Annotated in this window: 15 protein-coding genes; 4 read left to right on the forward strand and 11 right to left on the reverse strand. The window is 44.2% G+C overall.

Annotated features, from left to right (window positions below; translation table 11 throughout):
- The 5 genes from IM500_RS24650 to IM500_RS23060 all read right to left on the reverse strand — a co-directional run.
- On the reverse strand, positions 1 to 52 hold a 52-nt coding region (locus tag IM500_RS24650; protein ID WP_353737396.1), incomplete at its 3' end, for a helix-turn-helix domain-containing protein.
- 73 nt (positions 53 to 125) lie between these two features.
- The gene (locus tag IM500_RS23045) at positions 126 to 383 is read right to left on the reverse strand and encodes a hypothetical protein (protein ID WP_287739607.1); all 258 of its coding nucleotides are present in this window, start codon (positions 381 to 383) and stop codon (positions 126 to 128) included.
- Between the two features lie 38 nt (positions 384 to 421).
- Positions 422 to 1213 carry a peptidoglycan recognition protein family protein gene (locus IM500_RS23050; protein ID WP_287739608.1) on the reverse strand — a complete coding sequence of 264 codons (792 nt, stop codon included), beginning with the start codon at positions 1211 to 1213 and terminating at the stop codon, positions 422 to 424.
- 67 nt (positions 1214 to 1280) lie between these two features.
- Positions 1281 to 1703 carry a hypothetical protein gene (locus IM500_RS23055; RefSeq protein WP_287739609.1) on the reverse strand — a complete coding sequence of 141 codons (423 nt, stop codon included), beginning with the start codon at positions 1701 to 1703 and terminating at the stop codon, positions 1281 to 1283.
- Positions 1704 to 1871: 168 nt separating this feature from the next.
- Positions 1872 to 2576 carry a phage tail tip lysozyme gene (locus tag IM500_RS23060; protein ID WP_287739610.1) on the reverse strand — a complete coding sequence of 235 codons (705 nt, stop codon included), beginning with the start codon at positions 2574 to 2576 and terminating at the stop codon, positions 1872 to 1874.
- 369 nt (positions 2577 to 2945) lie between these two features.
- Here IM500_RS23060 and IM500_RS23065 point away from each other — a divergent pair, with 369 nt between their 5' ends.
- Positions 2946 to 3422 (forward strand): hypothetical protein, encoded by a 477-nt coding sequence (locus tag IM500_RS23065; protein WP_190720034.1) that lies wholly within the window; start codon positions 2946 to 2948, stop codon positions 3420 to 3422.
- A gap of 93 nt (positions 3423 to 3515) precedes the next feature.
- Here the strand turns inward: IM500_RS23065 and crtB are convergent, their stop codons facing one another.
- Both crtB and pds read right to left on the reverse strand, forming a co-directional pair.
- Positions 3516 to 4448, reverse strand: coding sequence for a 15-cis-phytoene synthase CrtB (crtB, locus tag IM500_RS23070; RefSeq protein WP_190719994.1), 933 nt, complete (start codon positions 4446 to 4448; stop codon positions 3516 to 3518).
- A 105-nt stretch (positions 4449 to 4553) separates the two neighbouring features.
- Positions 4554 to 5984, reverse strand: a complete 1431-nt coding sequence (gene pds, locus IM500_RS23075; protein ID WP_190719991.1) for a 15-cis-phytoene desaturase — start codon at positions 5982 to 5984, stop codon at positions 4554 to 4556.
- Positions 5985 to 6330: 346 nt separating this feature from the next.
- On the opposite strand from pds, the gene IM500_RS23080 reads away from it, so the two are divergent.
- Complete coding sequence (locus IM500_RS23080) at positions 6331 to 9111, forward strand: cation-translocating P-type ATPase (protein WP_287739612.1); 2781 nt, start codon at positions 6331 to 6333, stop codon at positions 9109 to 9111.
- Between the two features lie 4 nt (positions 9112 to 9115).
- On the forward strand, positions 9116 to 10915 hold the full coding sequence (locus IM500_RS23085; protein ID WP_287739613.1) for an SLC13 family permease: 1800 nt from the start codon (positions 9116 to 9118) through the stop codon (positions 10913 to 10915).
- Between the two features lie 54 nt (positions 10916 to 10969).
- Here IM500_RS23085 and IM500_RS23090 read toward each other — a convergent pair whose 3' ends face one another.
- The 3 genes from IM500_RS23090 to IM500_RS23100 all read right to left on the reverse strand — a co-directional run bounded on the left by IM500_RS23090 (position 10970) and on the right by IM500_RS23100 (position 13344).
- Positions 10970 to 11506, reverse strand: a complete 537-nt coding sequence (locus IM500_RS23090; protein WP_147071449.1) for a tetratricopeptide repeat protein — start codon at positions 11504 to 11506, stop codon at positions 10970 to 10972.
- 126 nt (positions 11507 to 11632) lie between these two features.
- A complete protein-coding gene (locus IM500_RS23095; protein ID WP_190719983.1) occupies positions 11633 to 12415 on the reverse strand; it encodes a transporter substrate-binding domain-containing protein in 783 nt (260 codons plus the stop codon).
- Positions 12412 to 13344, reverse strand: coding sequence for a GGDEF domain-containing response regulator (locus tag IM500_RS23100; RefSeq protein WP_190719980.1), 933 nt, complete (start codon positions 13342 to 13344; stop codon positions 12412 to 12414). Before IM500_RS23100 ends, IM500_RS23095 begins: the two co-directional genes overlap by 4 nt.
- Before the next feature lie 333 nt (positions 13345 to 13677).
- Between IM500_RS23100 and IM500_RS23105 the strand changes: the two genes are divergently transcribed.
- Complete coding sequence (locus IM500_RS23105) at positions 13678 to 16605, forward strand: DEAD/DEAH box helicase (protein WP_287739614.1); 2928 nt, start codon at positions 13678 to 13680, stop codon at positions 16603 to 16605.
- A gap of 14 nt (positions 16606 to 16619) precedes the next feature.
- Here the strand turns inward: IM500_RS23105 and IM500_RS23110 are convergent, their stop codons facing one another.
- A complete protein-coding gene (locus tag IM500_RS23110) occupies positions 16620 to 17573 on the reverse strand; it encodes a tetratricopeptide repeat protein (protein ID WP_190719974.1) in 954 nt (317 codons plus the stop codon).
- Positions 17574 to 17919 lie beyond the last annotated feature (346 nt).

The raw sequence follows: 17919 nt of genomic DNA on the forward strand, positions 1-17919 counted from the left end.
GCGACTCTTGTTCGGGTGTGGGGTAAAATCGAAACGAATAGGCTTTTTCCATACCTCACATTTTAGCATATATTTCGTAAATGTGCTAATATTTAACAGTAAAGCCGTCGTAGAACGACGGGGTTTCAGACCCAAATTTTCGATGAACTCTCGAAGCCGCCAAGCACCCTCAGTACCTCCAGCATGACTGCCTTGCGGTGTAGGATACCTTGCCAAAGTCCGAGTTCTGGTTTGAGGTTGGAGTAAATGTCGTGTTTGTCATTCGGCGTGAAGATCTCATCTGGAGCTTGCTTGGCCCAATCGATCAATTCATTCAGAAACGAATCGGGGGGTACTCCACGATTGAAGACTTGTTCTTTACAGGCGATAAATTTTCTACTCATAAGTACCTCGATAGAATTAATTACACATTAAATTAAGCCTATAAACCTAAAGCCTTGCGAGTACGAGGTCCAACAATACCATCAGCAGTTAGTCCAACAGAAAGTTGAAAGGCAATAACAGCTTGCTTGGTATTTTCTCCAAAATCTCCATCTATTGCCCCCGGAGAAAAGCCTTTATCTGTTAGTTTTTGTTGAAGTTCAATAACATCTTGACCAATTGAACCTAGTTTAAGTAAGGGTTCATCTTCTTCAACTGTGCTACCTAATTTATTAGCAACTTCCTGTCGTAAACGAGGTAATTGACTAAATAACCAATCCCCCGGACAATCAGTATTACTAAACTCTCGATGTCCTCGAATATTCTTAGGGCTAATGTTGCAAGAGCTACATAAAGAAACGCATAATTCTACTAAACTATCCCACTGTTTTTGTCCCATTTTAAAAGTCATGAAGTTGCCTTCATTTTCAATTCCAGGAGACTTATTACCGCCAGCAAGTCGGTTTCCGTCTTGGCGAGCATGGGCAGATTGAACGCACATTCCTTGTTTAACTGCATCAAGAGTTCCATGTCTTCCTTCTAGAAGAATTCCTCCAGTTGTATTCAGAAAATTATGTCCAGAATCACTCCAGCCTCTATTATCCATGTGAAATTTTTGAATATCACGAGCTAATTGTTTAGCTCCATCTATTGTTCCCTTTGAGGCATCGTTAGGGGGATTCTGATTATCGGTATGGTGAATCACGATAAATTTAGGCACTGTTTTATCAAAAAGACCGGCTGGTCTTGATCCCCATTCATTAGTTGTAATCACTTTGGCAGTAAAAGGCATTTTTTTGTTCTCCTTGTTAGAGTAAGTTAAAATTAGAATAGTTTAGAGGATTGAAAAATAAACCTGTTTATGCTCCTCCACAACTATGCTGAGAATCTGGAAGCGTGAATGTTTTTTTTGTTCTGAGGTTAGTTACAGTATAAACTTTTCCTCGATTGTCACCGGGAGGGCAGTTTTTCGGAATTGAAATTAAACACAATTTTACTGGATCTCTGGGCTTAGAAGATTCAGCTTTAGGAACCGTATCATAAGAAACCAGATAGATACCGTTAGTAAATTCAATTGATGTTCCCGAACCCAAGATCGGTTTCTTGGTAACTGCATCTTGTAATCTAGTCATTACCTTAGAAACAAAAGTGTTGCTACACTGTCCTACTTTAGTAGGTGGAGGTGCAGCTTGTGATTTGAGGGAAAAGGTCGGAACACTCAAAAAAATGAGAATTGCCGTTAAAGGGAATGTTGATTTCACATCAGGCAACGTTAATTTCATATTATGGTAATAGTCTGACTTTTCGCTTATCAGGAGATGATTATAATAACTTTGTTAGAACTAGAGTTAATTTCTTAGTAAACTACACACTATTATTTCCCTCTCCTATAGTTTTGTCAGCAGAGCAAATCTAGAGAACTTCAAAAACCGAGCATCGCTTACTGATGACTATGTGAGTTCCTTTAAGATTTGTTTTGCGAACTTTTCGCGATTTCCCGCAATTCCGAATCGCTCATACTCTTTCATTCCTTGCATTGCTTGTGCTAGAGTTGTGGCAGAACGTAAAATATGTCCAGCTTTTTTTTCTGTAGTATTTAATTCCTGAACGAAAAGATTGACTTGATTGTGAATGTCAGTAGCCACACTATTCGTGAATGCAGGTACAAGTTTCCGTCGGTCAAAACTCCATTGAGCTAATCCTAATCCCTTTGGTGGCGGGCCTTCCTCTGCGCGTGGATTAAACGAAGATTCTTGCTGCCAGCACCCTAAAATTGCTGCACATTGTACAGGAGAAAATCCATGACTTATCAGTTCATTGTGAATTATCCCTTTATTTCCTGAAAATGGTGAATTCCCCTGACCTGGGCCACCACTGGGGCGAGGGATAATATCTATTTCTGATAGTGGCACTTTCAAGAGTGCCGCCCAGGTATTTCGACCCACTATACCATCCTGTGTGAGAGAGTGTTTCCCTTGAAAACGCTTAACGGCTTCGTCAGTTTTAGGTCCGAACTTTCCATCTATTGATTCGTTTGCCGCTAAAGTTCCCCAATCTTTTAGGGTTTGCTGCAGACGTTTGACTTCGTTAACGACTTCTGGTGTAGTATCGGAAATTCCATCATTGAGTTTGAGAAGGATATGTTGATGTGTCATGAGAAATAAACTCCTTAAGAAAAGATTATTGAAAATCAGTATTGGGAGGAGGCGTTGCCGATTTTAAGTATGAATTGTCCTCTCGGCAATTTTTAAAACCTCGGACTAAGCTAACTTGTGGATAGGTGCAAAATTATAGCGTTTCCTGTTTGCAAGAGGTACATTATCGATGTTGAAAAGCTTAATCAGCAAAGGTTTAGCTGTGCCACACAGGCGTGAGAAACGCTATAGTATTCATACCTCGATTAAGCAACGCCATTATTATTATAGCTAAAATAAAAGGATAAATTTGTCAATCCTTGTAACGAAAAATCAAGAGAACCTGTTCTCACGGTATCACCCCGAACCTTTGCGGGGAAATTTGTTACAATAAATACAAAGGGACTCCCTGCGCTGGCTTCCATCCCTAGTAAAAAATTGCCGGGGTGGGGAGCGGAAGTGAATAGTCCCGATAGGGGAGGCATTTGTCAGAGTTTCCCGCTTCCTTTAGTTTTAGGGGGAAAAGCCATGAAATCTGGAACATTATTATCGCCCGATCGACCGCTGCCAGAATTTCTCCGGTCAGCTATCCAAGAACGTTTTCCGGGGAAAGCGATCGATGATCTCAGCATCCGCTACTATGAAAGCGTCGAGGATGTGGGATACGAGTATTTTAACGATCGGGTGTTGCCGTCCTGTAGCGATGAGCCTGTCGTCCGCTATCTTGTCCCGTTTATATCCTACGTCCGTCTAGGAGAAGCGTTAGTTTTGGATCGGCAAGAGGGTCTTGTGGTTTACGAAACCGAACGAGATGTTCCCTGCACGGAAACTGGACCTTTCTGGTTGGTGACTCCTAAATCACGCTGAAAAACCAAACCCAAGTTAAGCAGGTGAATTGGGAAAACTTAATAGTTGAGACTCGACGGGTGGAGTCGGCAAGCAGCAAAACCCGTCGAATTTTTATAACGCTTGCGATCGCAACCAAGCCACGGGTAAATAGAGCATTTTCTTGGGTAAAGGCACGAAGGCACGACGGGCGAAGACATCGTAGTTATTTGCTTCAATTACGTCTAAAATGCCTTGATAAAGCAGTAAAGCCGCCCAAACCGGCCAACGGGAATCGGGATTAAGGGCGCGAATCCCCCTTTCGGCGGAATCGTAGTAATAACGAGCGCGCTCAATTTGGAAGCGCATTAACGCCTGCCAACGGTGATCATTAACCCCTTTCAGTAAATCGTCTTCGCTGTAGTTAAAAAGCTCTAAATCCTCTAAAGGTAGATAAATCCGGCCACGATGGACATCTTCCCCCACATCCCGCAAAATATTGGTTAATTGATTGGCAATACCGAGATTGATCGCTTCTTCTTGAGGGATATAGACGCTTTGATTGCGCCGCCAAGGGGCCGAGCGATCGTCATCTTCCAATCCTAACACCGCGCTGGACATTAACCCCACCGTCCCCGCCACCCGATAGCAGTACAGTTTTAGTTCATCAAAGGTTTGATAACGACTGCGATAGAGATCCATCTGTTGCCCGGCGATCATATCCCGAAAGGGTTGGATATCCATGGGGAACTTTTCTAGAGTATCCACGAGAGCGACATCGGCATCCTCGAGGGCAACCCCAGAAAAGACGGTTTCTAGCTGTTTTTCCCATAAATCAAGGGTTTCAGGTGTAGTTAACCGGGCTTGGGGTCCATCGACCAGTTCATCGGTACGACGACACCAGACATAAATTGCCCAGATCGCTTGACGTTTTGCTTTCGGCATCAGGAGAGTACCGAGATAAAACGTTTTGGAATACTTCTCTGTAATCCGGCGACAGAGTTCGTAGGACTCCGCAAGGGAGACGAGGGGTTTGGTGGGGTGGGTCGGTTTTGGCAATTGGAGCATTCTGCTGGGGCGGAATGATTGACTTAGATTAACGGCGAACTGTGGCTAATGATATAGCATTGTCTCACTCAAGGCCATTTTCGTCATTAGTCCCTAGCCAGAGAATTAACGAGCGCTGGACACTGGTATAGATTGGGTTTTATTCGGGTTTAGCGGTGCTGCGGGGTGATCTTTGCTGATCACTGCTGCCGCTAATTTCCCTGATAAAACGGCTCCTTCCATGCTTCCTAAATATTTTTGCATGGTATAGTCACCGGCGAGATAAAAATTCTCGATCGGAGTTTTTTGAGAAGGTCGATAAGCTTGTCGGCCAGGGGTGGCTTTATAAACTGATCGGGGAGTTTTCACCAGATGATATTTTAACAATTGACTGGGATTATCGCCAGTAAAATGTTGGGGAAAGAGTTTTTCTAGTTCTTTCATCGTGGCGGCGATAATTTCTTCATCGGATTTGCTAATCCAATCCTGAGCGGGAGCGAGAACTAATTCTAACATCGAGCGATCGGGGTTAGCGTATTCTTTACAGGTGTTGCTCATATCAGCATAAACACTGAGTAAGGGCGAACGGGAGAATAATAAATGATCGATGTCGGTTAGTTTGCGATCAAACCAGAGGTGTAAATTAATGACGGGAACCCCTTCTAATCCTTCTAATTTTTGAAAGAATTTATCTTCTTGCCAAGGTTTAGGTAGTAAAACTTTTAAAGGATCTACCGGCATCGCAGACACATAAAGATCGGCTTCAAAAAGATAATCTTCCCCACCGTCTAAACCGCGCATTAAGAAGGCTTTAACTGTGCCATTTTCATTTAACAGAATTTCTTTTAAAGGGGCATTTAAGCGCACTTCTCCACCTCTAGCGGTGATGTAATCGACTAAAGGTTGGCAGAGTCTTTCCGGGGGTGAACCGTCGAGAAAAGCCATTTTTGAGCCGTTTTTCTCCTGTAAAAAGCGGTTGAGGGCCGTTAGTAGAATCGTGGCGGAAATCTCGTTAGGATCGATAAAGTTTAGGGCTTTCGACATAGCGATAAACACTTCTTTTTCTACCCTAGGCGGTATGTTTTGTTTCTCTAACCATTCCGACCAAGAATATTTATCCATCTCCTCGACGTAACTTTGGCCTTTAATAATGGCAGGAATTAAACCGAGTCCAAATTTAATTTTTTCCTCCCAAGTTAACATATCATTATTGCGAAGAATGGCAACAATACCGTTAATTGGGGCGGGAATATCTGGGAAGTCAAACCGCGAATAGGTCCCTGGTTTTTCCGGCTGATTGAAGATCATCGAGTGTTCTTTCCACTGTAGGCGATCTTCTATGCCTAATTCTTGGAATAATTGCAGCATATTGGGATAAGCGCCAAAGAAGATATGTAAACCGGTTTCGTACCAGTCCCCATCGGCATCTTTCCAAGCGGCAATTTTTCCCCCTAATACATCGCGACGTTCCAGTACGATGGGCGTATGTCCCGCATCGACAAGGTATTTCGCACAAGATAATCCGGCTAGTCCCGCACCAGCGATCGCAACTCGCATCGTTTCCTATCTACTCTCTAATGTCTTGTCTTTATCACATTCGCTATTATACTTCACATTTCGTTACATTTTTTTCAGCTTATCGAGAAGTCAGGAGACTCCGAGACAGGAGACAGGTGATAGGGTTATGGGGTTATAGGGTTTTGGGGTGATAGGGTGATGAGATAGCTTCCCCATCTCCCCACTCCCCCCCGCAACGCGCACGAAGTGGTCTCCCCATTTCCCTACACCCCACTACCCCACTACCCTCTCCCCAATGCTCCCTGATAACTGATATTGTGATATGTAATTAGCTTAATTCGCTTACCTTTTTAGTTCACGCGTACACCCTCTTCAATCGATCGCTATGACTTTTCCCACTACGTCACCTCAAGTCTCGGAAATAGAGAATAATCGTGCTTGGCATAATTTAACTGGGGAACAAACCCTAGAAATACTGAGAACCAATGGGGAAACCGGCTTAATCGAGGCTGAAATTGTTAAAAGAAAGGATATTTTCGGATTAAATGAACTAAAAGAAACGGGGGGACGTAGCCCGTTAATGATTTTATCGGAACAGTTTACTAACATTATGTTAGTGATGCTGATCGCCGTGGCGGTGGTTTCGGCAGTTTTGGACCTGAAAAAAGGGGAATTTCCCAAAGACGCAATCGCTATTTTTACAATTGTTATTTTAAACGGTATTTTAGGATATTTACAGGAAAGTCGGGCAGAAAAGGCATTAGCAGCCCTTAAGCAGTTATCCTCGCCCAAAGTTAGAGTTATTCGTAATGGTAGCACCTTTGAAGTGACAGCCAAGGAACTTGTCCCCGGGGATATCATGTTACTAGAAGCGGGGGTACAAATTGCCGCCGATGGCAGATTATTAGAAGCACAAAACCTGCAAATCCGGGAAGCTGCCTTAACGGGTGAAGCGGAATCGGTGAATAAACAAGCACAGAAGGTTTTACCAGAAGATGCCTCTTTGGGCGATCGCATTAACCTCGTCTATCAGGGTACGGAAGTAGTACAGGGGCGCGGGAAAGTGGCGATTACCAAGACGGGAATGGATACGGAAATCGGTAAAATCGCCGCCATGTTGCAAGGAGTAGAAAGTGAACCAACTCCCCTACAGCAGCGAATGTCGCAGTTAGGTAACGTTTTAGTGAGTAGTTCCCTAGCTTTAGTGGCTGTAGTCGTGCTTGGGGGCGTAATTCGCTTTGGTTGGCGGTTTTTTGAATCATTCCTCGAAACTTCCCTCAGTATGGCTGTGGCCGTTGTTCCCGAAGGTTTACCGGCAGTGGTAACGGTGACATTGGCAATTGGAACCCAAAGAATGGTGAGAAGACAAGCTTTAATTCGTAAATTGCCGGCAGTGGAAACCTTAGGCTCGGTAACGACGATTTGCTCCGATAAAACCGGAACTTTAACTCAAAATAAAATGGTGGTGCAGAAAGTTAATACCTCCGAGCAGACAATTACTGTCACGGGGGAAGGTTACGCGCCCATCGGTGAGTTTAATGGTGCTAGTGAAAGTGATCCCGAACTACAGGCAATTTTAACGGCTTGTGTGCTGTGTAATGATGCACTTTTGCAGAATCAAGCTCAAGAATGGTCAATTTTAGGCGATCCCACCGAAGGAGCTTTACTGACGTTAGCGGGTAAAGGAGGACTATATCGGGAAGCATTGGCACCACAAAGCCCTCGTTTAGGCGAATTTCCCTTTTCTTCCGAAAGAAAGAGAATGTCAGTAATCTGTGAGAATGCCCAGTTAGGTTTGGGGGATTCTGCCTATTTAATGTTTACCAAAGGATCACCGGAATTAATTCTCGAACGTTGTTCTCTGATCCAAGTTGGGGCGGAAAGTCAACCCTTAACACCTGAACAAAGAAGCCGTATTTTGGCACAAAATGACGAAATGGCGGGTAATGGCCTACGAGTTTTAGGTTTTTCCTATAAACCGATGACAGAAGTGCCAGAAGCGGAAAGAGAAGATAGTGAGGAACAATCCCTGGTTTGGTTGGGATTGGTGGGAATGCTCGATGCACCCCGCAAAGAAGTTAAAGAAGCGGTTGCCCTCTGTCGTCAAGCGGGAATTCGTCCGATTATGATTACCGGAGATCACCAATTAACGGCCAAGGCGATCGCCATTGAATTAGGCATTGCTGCCCCCGGGGAGCGAGTAATCACGGGTAAAGAATTAGAAAAAATGTCTCAGAATGACCTAGAGGGAGAGGTAGATGGTGTTAGCGTCTATGCTCGCGTTTCTCCCGAACATAAGCTGAGAATCGTCCAAGCTTTGCAAAAACGGGGCAAATTCGTCGCCATGACGGGGGACGGGGTGAACGATGCTCCGGCACTAAAACAAGCGGATATCGGTATCGCCATGGGCATTACTGGAACCGATGTCAGCAAAGAAGCCAGTGATATGATTTTGCTAGATGATAATTTTGCCACCATCGTCGCCGCCACCGAAGAAGGGCGCGTGGTTTACAGTAACATTCGGCGCTTTATTAAATACATTCTCGGCAGTAATATTGGCGAGGTTTTAACGATTGCAGCGGCTCCTCTGCTCGGTTTAGGCGGTGTACCCCTTTCTCCCTTGCAAATCCTCTGGATGAACCTTGTCACCGACGGTTTACCGGCTCTTGCTCTGGCAATGGAACCCGCCGAACCTAATGTGATGAAACGTCCACCTTTTAGCCCCCGGGAAAGCATTTTTGCTCGCGGTTTGGGTTGGTATATGATTCGCATCGGCATCGTCTTTGCCATTCTCACCATTATTATGATGGCTTGGGCTTACCAATATACTCAGGCAACCCCCGAAATCGGAGATCCCGGACGCTGGAAAACCATGGTATTTACTACCCTCTGTTTAGCACAAATGGGTCATGCTTTGGCGGTGCGTTCCCATACCCAGTTAGCTGTGCAAATGAATCCCTTCTCTAATCCTTACATTATCGCCGCCGTGGGCTTGACAACGATCCTACAATTGTTGTTAATTTATGCTCCTCCTCTACAAAGCTTCTTCGGCACTCAATGGATTAGTGGCACAGAATTATTAATCTGTTTTGGATTTAGTGCCTTAATGTTTGTTTGGATCGAGTTGGAGAAGTTATTTATTCGCTGGTTCATGACGAAAAAATAAATCAATGCCAACACCAATTATTCTGACTTTAACGGTTTTAGTCGTTGCTTTAGTCGCTTTCGTGGCGGAATGGCTACCGGTAGATTTAACCGCTTTATGCGTGGCGATTGTCCTGATTCTTTTGGGTTTAGTTACTCCCGAAGAAGGTATCGCCGGATTTAGTAGTTCTGCTACGGTGACGGTGATGGCGATGTTTGTACTTAGTGCTGGAATTACCCGCACGGGAGTGATTCAAGTAATTCGCGATCGCTTGCTGGTTTGGGGGGGCAAAAATCCCCACCAACAGGTATTTGTCTTAGGGGCATTAGTGGGGCCAATTAGTGCTTTTATTAATAACACGGCAGTGGTGGCGATCTTTTTACCCATCGTCGAAGATTGGTGTAAAAAACAAAAAATTTCTCCTTCTAAGTTATTAATTCCCCTTTCCTACGCGACGGTTTTAGCGGGGATGATTACCGTGGTGGGGACTTCTACTAACATTCTCGCTAGTGGTATTTCTGCCAAGCTGGGTTATGGGGAATTTAGCTTATTTCAATTCACTGCTTTAGGATTAGTCACTTTTTTGGCAGGTTTGATTTATTTAACAATTTTTGCCCCAAAATTACTACCCGATCGCAAATCTTCCACCGGGGAATTTTTAGAGGATGATTATGGTTCTAAAGTATATCTGAGTGAGGTAATTATTACCCCTCGTTCTAATCTTATCGGTCAAACTTTATACCAAAGTGGACTACAAAGAAAGTTTAATTTTGATGTGTTGGAATTAATCAGAAATAAGGTACATTTATCCCAACCTTTAGCTGATAAAGTTCTCAATGCTGGCGATATTTTAATCGTTCACAGTAGTCGGGAAGAACTATTAAAAATTAAAGATGAACGAGGCTTAGAAATCTTTGCCGATGTCAAATTTCAGAAAGGAGATATTGAATCGACAATTACTACAGGTGAGGAAAAATTAGCCGAGGTTTTGATTCTCTCTAATTCCCGTTTAATTGGGACAACTTTAAAAGATTTGAAATTCCGTCAGCGTTATAACGCAACGGTTTTAGCGATTCGGCGTGGTTCAGAATTACTGCAAGGAAGATTAGGAAAAATTCCTTTAAAGTTTGGCGATTTGCTCTTGGTTCAAGGACCAAAACAGAGTTTTATTGGTTTACAAACCACGCGAGAATTATTAGTCTTAGAAGAGAAAGAAATTGAATCATTGCGACAGGATAAGGGCATTATTGCTTTAATGATTACTTTGTTGGTGATTATTATTGCTGCTTTTGATATTCAACCGATTCTCGTCACCAGTTTAGTTGGGGTGGTTTTAATGGTAATTACTGGCTGTCTAAAACCGGGGGAAGTCTATGGTTCCATTCGTTGGGATATTATCTTTTTATTAGCGGGTTTAATTCCCCTGGGTACTGCCATGGATAACTCGGGAACGACTAAATGGTTGGCAGATAATTTAGTGGCTATCGGCGGCCATCTTTCGGGGTTTTGGATCTTAGTTTTCTTCTATCTAATTACCTCATTTTTAACTGAAATCCTCTCTAATAACGCCGCCGTGGTTTTAATGATTCCCGTCGCCGTGGAAGTGGCGAAAACTTTGGGTTTAAATCCTTTGGCTTTTATGTATGCTGTCACCTTTGCTGCTTCTAATAGTTATCTCACACCAATTGGCTATCAAACTAACACCATGGTTTATGCACCAGGCGGCTATAAATTCCTCGATTTTACCCGTTTGGGTGCGCCCCTAAATTTAATTTTGACGATTTTAACCCCTAGTTTAATTGTCTTGTTTTATGGCTTGAAATAAAGAAAGAGATCGAAGATTCTTCGATCTCTAAAAAGAATTTGATAGTAGTCAAAACTATTTCGATTCAGCGAAGCGTTTACGCAGGGATTCGGCTCGCTTTTTCGCTACGGTATTATTAGGATCAAATTTGAGAGTTTCTTCGTAGGTTTCGAGAGCTTTTTTAGCCATTTGTTTCTTTTCGTAAACATTGCCAAGATTATTGAGAGCGATCGAGTATTCGGGATAAAGTTTAATTGCTTCTTTGTAGTTACGAATCGCTAATTCTAATTGTTCTTGGGCAAAATAGGAAAAACCGAGCGCATTGTAGATTAGAGCTTGATTTTCTGGTTCGATGCTTTCTTCCTCAGAGATTTTTAAAGCCTTTTGTAGTAAACTCAATGCTTGAACATAGAGTTTTTTATCGAGATAAAGACTCCCTAATTCATAGTAATCTTTAGCTGTACCTTTTTCTTTTTGCAATTTCTTTTGTAGCTTGTTAAAGGTTCCTTCCACTCGACGGGTTTTAAAGATTTGCACGATGACAAAAATTCCTAAACCAATCACGAAAATTAGCAATCCAGAAACGTAAATAAGCGGCAGGGTATCTTCCATAATTAGCGATCGAGCAATTAATATTTTTATACTTATTCAATCAGATTATAGCAGGATTTAGTCAGTTATCAGTTGTCAGTTATCAGCTTTTTTCTCCCCACACCCCACACCCCACACCCCATCACCCTATCTCCCCATTTCCCGAATTCTCAGGGGTAAGCCCCAATAGTTCACCCGTTCTACTAACCAGCCGGTGGATTCTAGCCGCTCGATCGCTTGATTGACGCGTTCTCGGAGACTTTGGTACTGTAAACCTTTAGGGAGAACGACTCCTAGAGCGATCGCCCCCAACTGGATCGGTAATTGACGATAATTGGGGAATTGCTGCACCCAACCGGTTAAAAGGCTATTATCAGCCGCAAAAGCGTCTATTTCCCCCGTTTCCAGTAAATTTAAAGCTTCTTGATAGGAAGCAACCCCGCGCAGGGTAGCGTTAGGTAAATGGGAACGCACAAGGGCGATTGTCGTCGAGCCGTTGAGTACGGCGATTCTAGAGTTAGCTAGGTCTTCTAAACGCTGAAATAGCAGGTTTTTCGTCACAAAACCGCTGCTATCGAGGTAATAAAAGGGGCTAAAATCCACTAAGCGCTGACGTGCAGGAGTAATCGCCACACGAGCGATCGCCAAATCCACCCGATCATCAATAACCACCTGTAAACGCTCTTGATTACTAACGGGTTTGAGAATAATAGCACTGTCAGAACCGAGAATTTCTGACGCTAGACGTTTAGCGATGTCGATTTCCAATCCTTGCAGATTCCCCTGAGAATCAAGGAAAGCGAGGGGAGGGAGATTATTTTTGACAGCGACAATTAATTTTCCCCGGCGTATAATTGTATCGAGATCGGCGCTAAAACTTGGGGCTACACCTAAGAGCAAAAAACCAAGAATAAATAACAAATTTTTCATACTGTTTTACCTAGACTAACTCGATTTCTGCCTTGATTTTTAGCGGCGAACATGGCATGATCAGCCCGCTCGATCACCTCTTCTAGATTATTATCTTGAGGGCTAAATGTTGCCACACCGATACTAGCAGTAACTGGCACTTTTTGTTGAGCAAGTTCAATATTTAACTTGTTAATTACTTGACAAATGCGCTGGGCTGTGGTAGCAGCATCTTCAAGATTAGTTTCTGGGAGAATAGCGACAAATTCCTCGCCCCCAAAGCGCCCAAAACTATCCACTTGACGCAGACAGGTTTTAATTGCCCCAGCGACAGTAATTAAAGTTTTGTTTCCTAGGATATGACCAAAGGTATCGTTAATATGTTTAAAATGGTCGATATCGATGAATAGAACCGAAAAATAACGATGATAACGACGACATCGTTGAAATTCTTTCTCACCTAAGTAGAGAATCTCTCGACGATTATTTACCCCAGTTAGGCTATCAGTTCTGACTAGCTTTTCTAGTTGAGAATTGATATTTTTAAGTTCTTCTTGAGTCTTTTTGAGTTCTAGATGAATTTTAACTCTGGCTAACAGTTCCCAACTATGAAATGGTTTATTTACATAGTCCACAGCCCCAGAATTAAAAGCATTGAGAATATCTTCTTTTTCCTTACTATCTGTCACAAAGATAATTGGTATATGAGCGTATAAATTGTCATTTTTTAGTCTTCGACAAAGTTCTATTCCCCCCATATATGGCATCATTAAGTCAAGAAGAATTAGGTCAGGATTAGCAGTTTTTACTCGTTCTATTGCCTGTTTAACACTACTAGCAAAACTGGTGGCATAACCAGCAGAATCAAGAATCTCCACAGCTAATTGGAGATTTTTGCCCACATCATCAACAACTAAAACTAGACAGTCTTCAGCAGAAAATTTAATCATCATCAGTCAGTATAAGTAATCAAGTCAAGGAGAAAATAGAGATACAATTATTAGTGATAAGCTGTTCGTAATTTAAATTGCTTGTTGAGACGAGGCAAGAGGCAAGAGTCAACAGTAAAGGGATTGGGAGAGATTCGGCTAATCTAAGAATAAGCGGTTTAAATACCTCTTAGCTTACAGCATTTCTGATAAAAATGAAGTATGATGGGATTGGGCATCACCCCCAAAGGTTAAGCTTGTCCCTAGTTTCTAGAAGTCCGCTTTTTTCGACTAGAATCAAAAAAGCCAGCCAGAATAGCCACAATTAAAAAAATTTCTCCTCTTAGACTTGACGTGAAAGAGTCCCTTAACCCTACTTCTTTGGATCTCAAAACCATTTTTCCCTTTAAACTCGACGACTTCCAGCACTCGGCGATCGCCGCTCTCGCTGCCGGTAAATCAGTGGTCGTCTGCGCTCCCACGGGTTCCGGCAAAACTTTAATCGGAGAATACGCTATCTATCGCGCCCTAGAAAGGGGCAAACGGGTTTTCTACACCACTCCCCTGAAAGCTCTTTCTAACCAAAAATTCCGGGATTTTCAAGAAAAATTCGGTCGCACCCCCACCGATGGCGATGAGGATTCCCCGCTGCTCTTTGCCGAAGTGGGATTGATTACCGGGGATGTGGTGATCAATCCTTCAGCATTAATTGTAGTCATGACTACAGAAATTTTTCGCAATATGCTGTACAAAACCCCGATCGGTCAGGTAGGCACTTCCCTAGAAAACGTGGAAACCCTGGTTCTCGATGAATGTCACTATATCAGCGATCGAGGTCGCGGCACCGTTTGGGAAGAATCAATTATCTACTGTCCCCCTAGTATCCAATTAGTCGCCCTCTCCGCCACCATCGGCAACCCCGGGGAACTCACCGACTGGATTAACTGGGTGCGGCAACTGCCCCAATCCGGCGACAATAAACAGACCTCCAGCTGCGAGCTAATTAACTCCGATTTTCGCCCCGTCCCCCTGCGCTTTTATTTCGTTAATAAAGAGGGATTATTCCCGCTGCTCGACCCAAAACAGAGCAAAGTTAACCCGAAACTACGCTCAAAAGTCGGCCACGGCAAACCCCGACGCTTAAAACGAGAAGATTGTCCCACCATCGCCTCCATTGTCACCACTCTGCGGGACAAGGATATGCTCCCAGCTATTTACGTCATTTTCAGCCGTAAAGGTTGCGATCAGGCGATTCGAGAGCTAAAAAACCTCAATCTCGTTAATCCAGAAGAAGCTAGAGCCATTTACTACCGTTTACTCATTTTCTTCCTGGAAGATAATCCCAATCTGCAAGAACTGACCCTTTCCTTCTTTGCCGTCGAAAATCCGCCCCTACACCAGAAATTACTGGCTTTTTTCGCTAATAACCCCCAGTCTGACGAGCAACTCCTCAGCCTCTTAACCGCCGACCCCGAGACGAAAAATCAACTATTTGAATTCCTGGCCAGTGCTTCCCAATTGGTGCGGGCCGACCAAGTGGAACCCCTCACCCGGGGCTGTGGTGTTCACCATGCCGGGATTTTACCCCTCTGGAAAGAATTAGTCGAACAACTCTTTGAAGCCGGTTTAATTAAGGTGGTTTTTGCCACCGCTACCCTCTCGGCCGGGATTAATATGCCCGCCCGCACCACCGTTATCTCGGCCCTCTCCAAACGCACCGATGATGGCCATAGTATGCTGACTCCCTCGGAATTTGTCCAGATTGCCGGCCGGGCGGGTCGCCGGGGAATGGACGCGGTGGGCCATGTGGTGACAGTACAAACGCCCTTTGAAGGGGCAAAAGAAGCGGCTTTTCTGTCCACCGCTCAACCGGAACCCCTGCAAAGCTGTTTTGCGCCCAGTTACGGCATGGTCTTAAATCTCCTGCAAAAACACAGTCTAGAGGAGGCCAAAGACCTCTTAGAGCGCAGTTTCGCCGAATATCTCGCTCGTTTGAAGTTAAGCCCCGAACGACAACAGATTACCGCCTTAACCACCGAATTAGCCAAGTTGGATATGGAGTTAGCCGGTATCGAACGGGAGCAGGTCTTCAGTTACGAAAAGCTACGGGAAAGACTGCGGGAAGAAGAAAGACTGTATAAAATCATCGCTAGTCAGTCAGAGGCCCAGAAAAGACAGGAAATACATCTAAAATTGCCGAATATTCCCGTCGGAACTATCCTCCATCTCAAGGGCAAACATATTAAGGTCCCCGTCCCCGTCCCCGCTATCTTTGTCAATACCCTGCACGGCGCTGGTCAAGTGCGAACTCTTGTTTGTTTAGGCAGTGATAATCGCTGGTATTTAGCCGCCTATGCCGATATTAGCGAGATCGATCGAGGTTTTCTCACTCCTGCGGCATTAGGCGAACTGATCCCCCCTTCCCTAGCAGCTGTTTCCCTAGGGGGGTGGCGCAAGGGTGAGGAAAATACTCAGGCGATCGCCGATTTAATCCCCCAACAAGTGCAGGGCATCCCACCAGTGGCGGAACTGGCAACACAAGCACAAAAAATTGAAATTGTCAATAGTCAAATTGCCGCTCATCCCCTGCAAAAACGCAAAAATCCAGGGCGATTGATGAAATTATACTACGATCGAGAGATTGCTCGCGATAAGTTACACAAGACCCAGATTAAATACCAAAAACAACAATCCCGTAAATCCTACTACTGGGAAGAATTTCTGAATCTAATCGAGATTTTGCGGGAATTCCAAGCATTAGAGGGTTATTTGCCCACTCCCCTCGGAGAAGCGGCGGCCACTATTCGCGGGGAAAATGAACTCTGGTTAGGATTAGCGATGATGTCCGGAGATTTGGACAGATTGACTCCTAGCCAACTAGCCGCCGCCATCAGCGCCATGATTACGGAACCCCCTCGCCCCGATACTTGGTGCAATTACCCGCCTGTGCCAGAAGTTATCGATATTTTGCGACAAGGAGAGGGAAATTACCCCGGTCTGCGAGAAGTTCGCCGTTTACTCTATCAAGCTCAATCTCGCTACGATATCACTATTCCCGTCTGGTTAGAAACCCAACTGATGGGGATTGCCTCCCGTTGGGCCCAGGGGACATCCTGGCCAGAATTGTGCGAAAATACTAGCCTCGATGAGGGAGATCTAGTGCGATTATTACGGCGCACCGTCGATGTTCTCTGGCAAATTCCCCAAATTCCCCGGGTTTCCCCAGTCCTTAAAGATAATGCCCGTCTCGCCGTCACAGCCATGAAGCGCTTTCCTTTGTAATATTGATCGCTCTTTTAAACAATGGGAGATGGTAGGGAAAGTAACTGTTGGTGGATCTGCTCGATGAGGGCGAGGATTTGCTGATAATTGTGGTGCAATCCCTGATGATAGAGGTGATTTGCTCCTTGATTTAAATCCGCTAAAGCTGATTGATAATAACCCAATTGATGCCGCAGTAATCCCCTTCTAATATAAGCATCGGCATAAAAAGGATCGATGGCAATCGCCTGATTTAAATGAGCGATCGAGCGTTCGTATTCACCTAATTGGTGAGCGGTACAAGCTAGATTATAGTAGGCTGAGGCGTTATTTTTATTTAACCGGAGAGCTTGAGTAAAATCCGCTTTAGCTGAGGTAAAATTTTGGAGGGCTAAATGAGATAAACCTCGATCATTATAAATAGTGGCTAAAGTGTCGGGTTGCCAGTTAGTAATTTGACGCAAGGATTGATTAAAATCGGCTAGGGCAAGGGGATAATTTTTCATGGCTGCCTGAACTAACCCCCGATTATAGTAGGCTTGATAATAGGTGGGTTTTAACCGGATAGTCTGGTTATAATCGGTCAGCGCCTGTGGATAATCTCCCAAACGATAAAAAGCTAAACCCCGATGGAAATAGGCTAGATAATTATCAGATTGCTGTTGTAAAGAGCGGGTGCAGTCTTGCCAAGCGTGGAGATAATCCTGCAAATAAATCTCAGTTAAACAGCGATTACTGTAGGCTAGGGCCAAGTTATTTTCCCGTTCGATCGACTGATTGAAATCCTGCAAAGCTTGCTGATAATTACCTGCCTCTAGTTGTTCAATTCCCGATCGCAACCAGTAGGATAAATGTACTGATTGAGCCGCTTTTCCCAGCCGAGGCCATCCCCCCAGCACAAGCGAGCAGAGCAGTGCAACAATAACCAATCCACCGAGGCGAGGAAGAAAATTTTTCAAAACCGTTGACATAGGAGTATCTTTGTGCATATACTCCCAATTCTGAGGAAACTTTCTCGATCGATCAACAGACAGCCTGTCAAATGCAGTTATCAGTTATCAGTTATCAGTTATCAGATGTGAGTTTTCAGTTCACTGATTACTGTTTACTGTTCACTGTTCACTGAAAATACACCCCACACCCCACAGTCTAGGACTGGTCTATGTCTCTAGAGGTCAGTCTGCGATAAGCTGATTTGACATCCTCGCCGCCGTAAAACGGACGGCGATTCCCAAACCTCACGATTTAGGTTTCTGCTTCTTTCCCTTGCGGGGTTCCGCACCTGCCTTAACAGATTTACTCTGTTCTGGTCTTATGGTCGCTCTACAGACTGAC

Source organism: Microcystis sp. M179S2, assembly GCF_020245805.1.
In the GTDB taxonomy this organism is placed as follows: Bacteria; Cyanobacteriota; Cyanobacteriia; order Cyanobacteriales; family Microcystaceae; genus Microcystis; species Microcystis aeruginosa.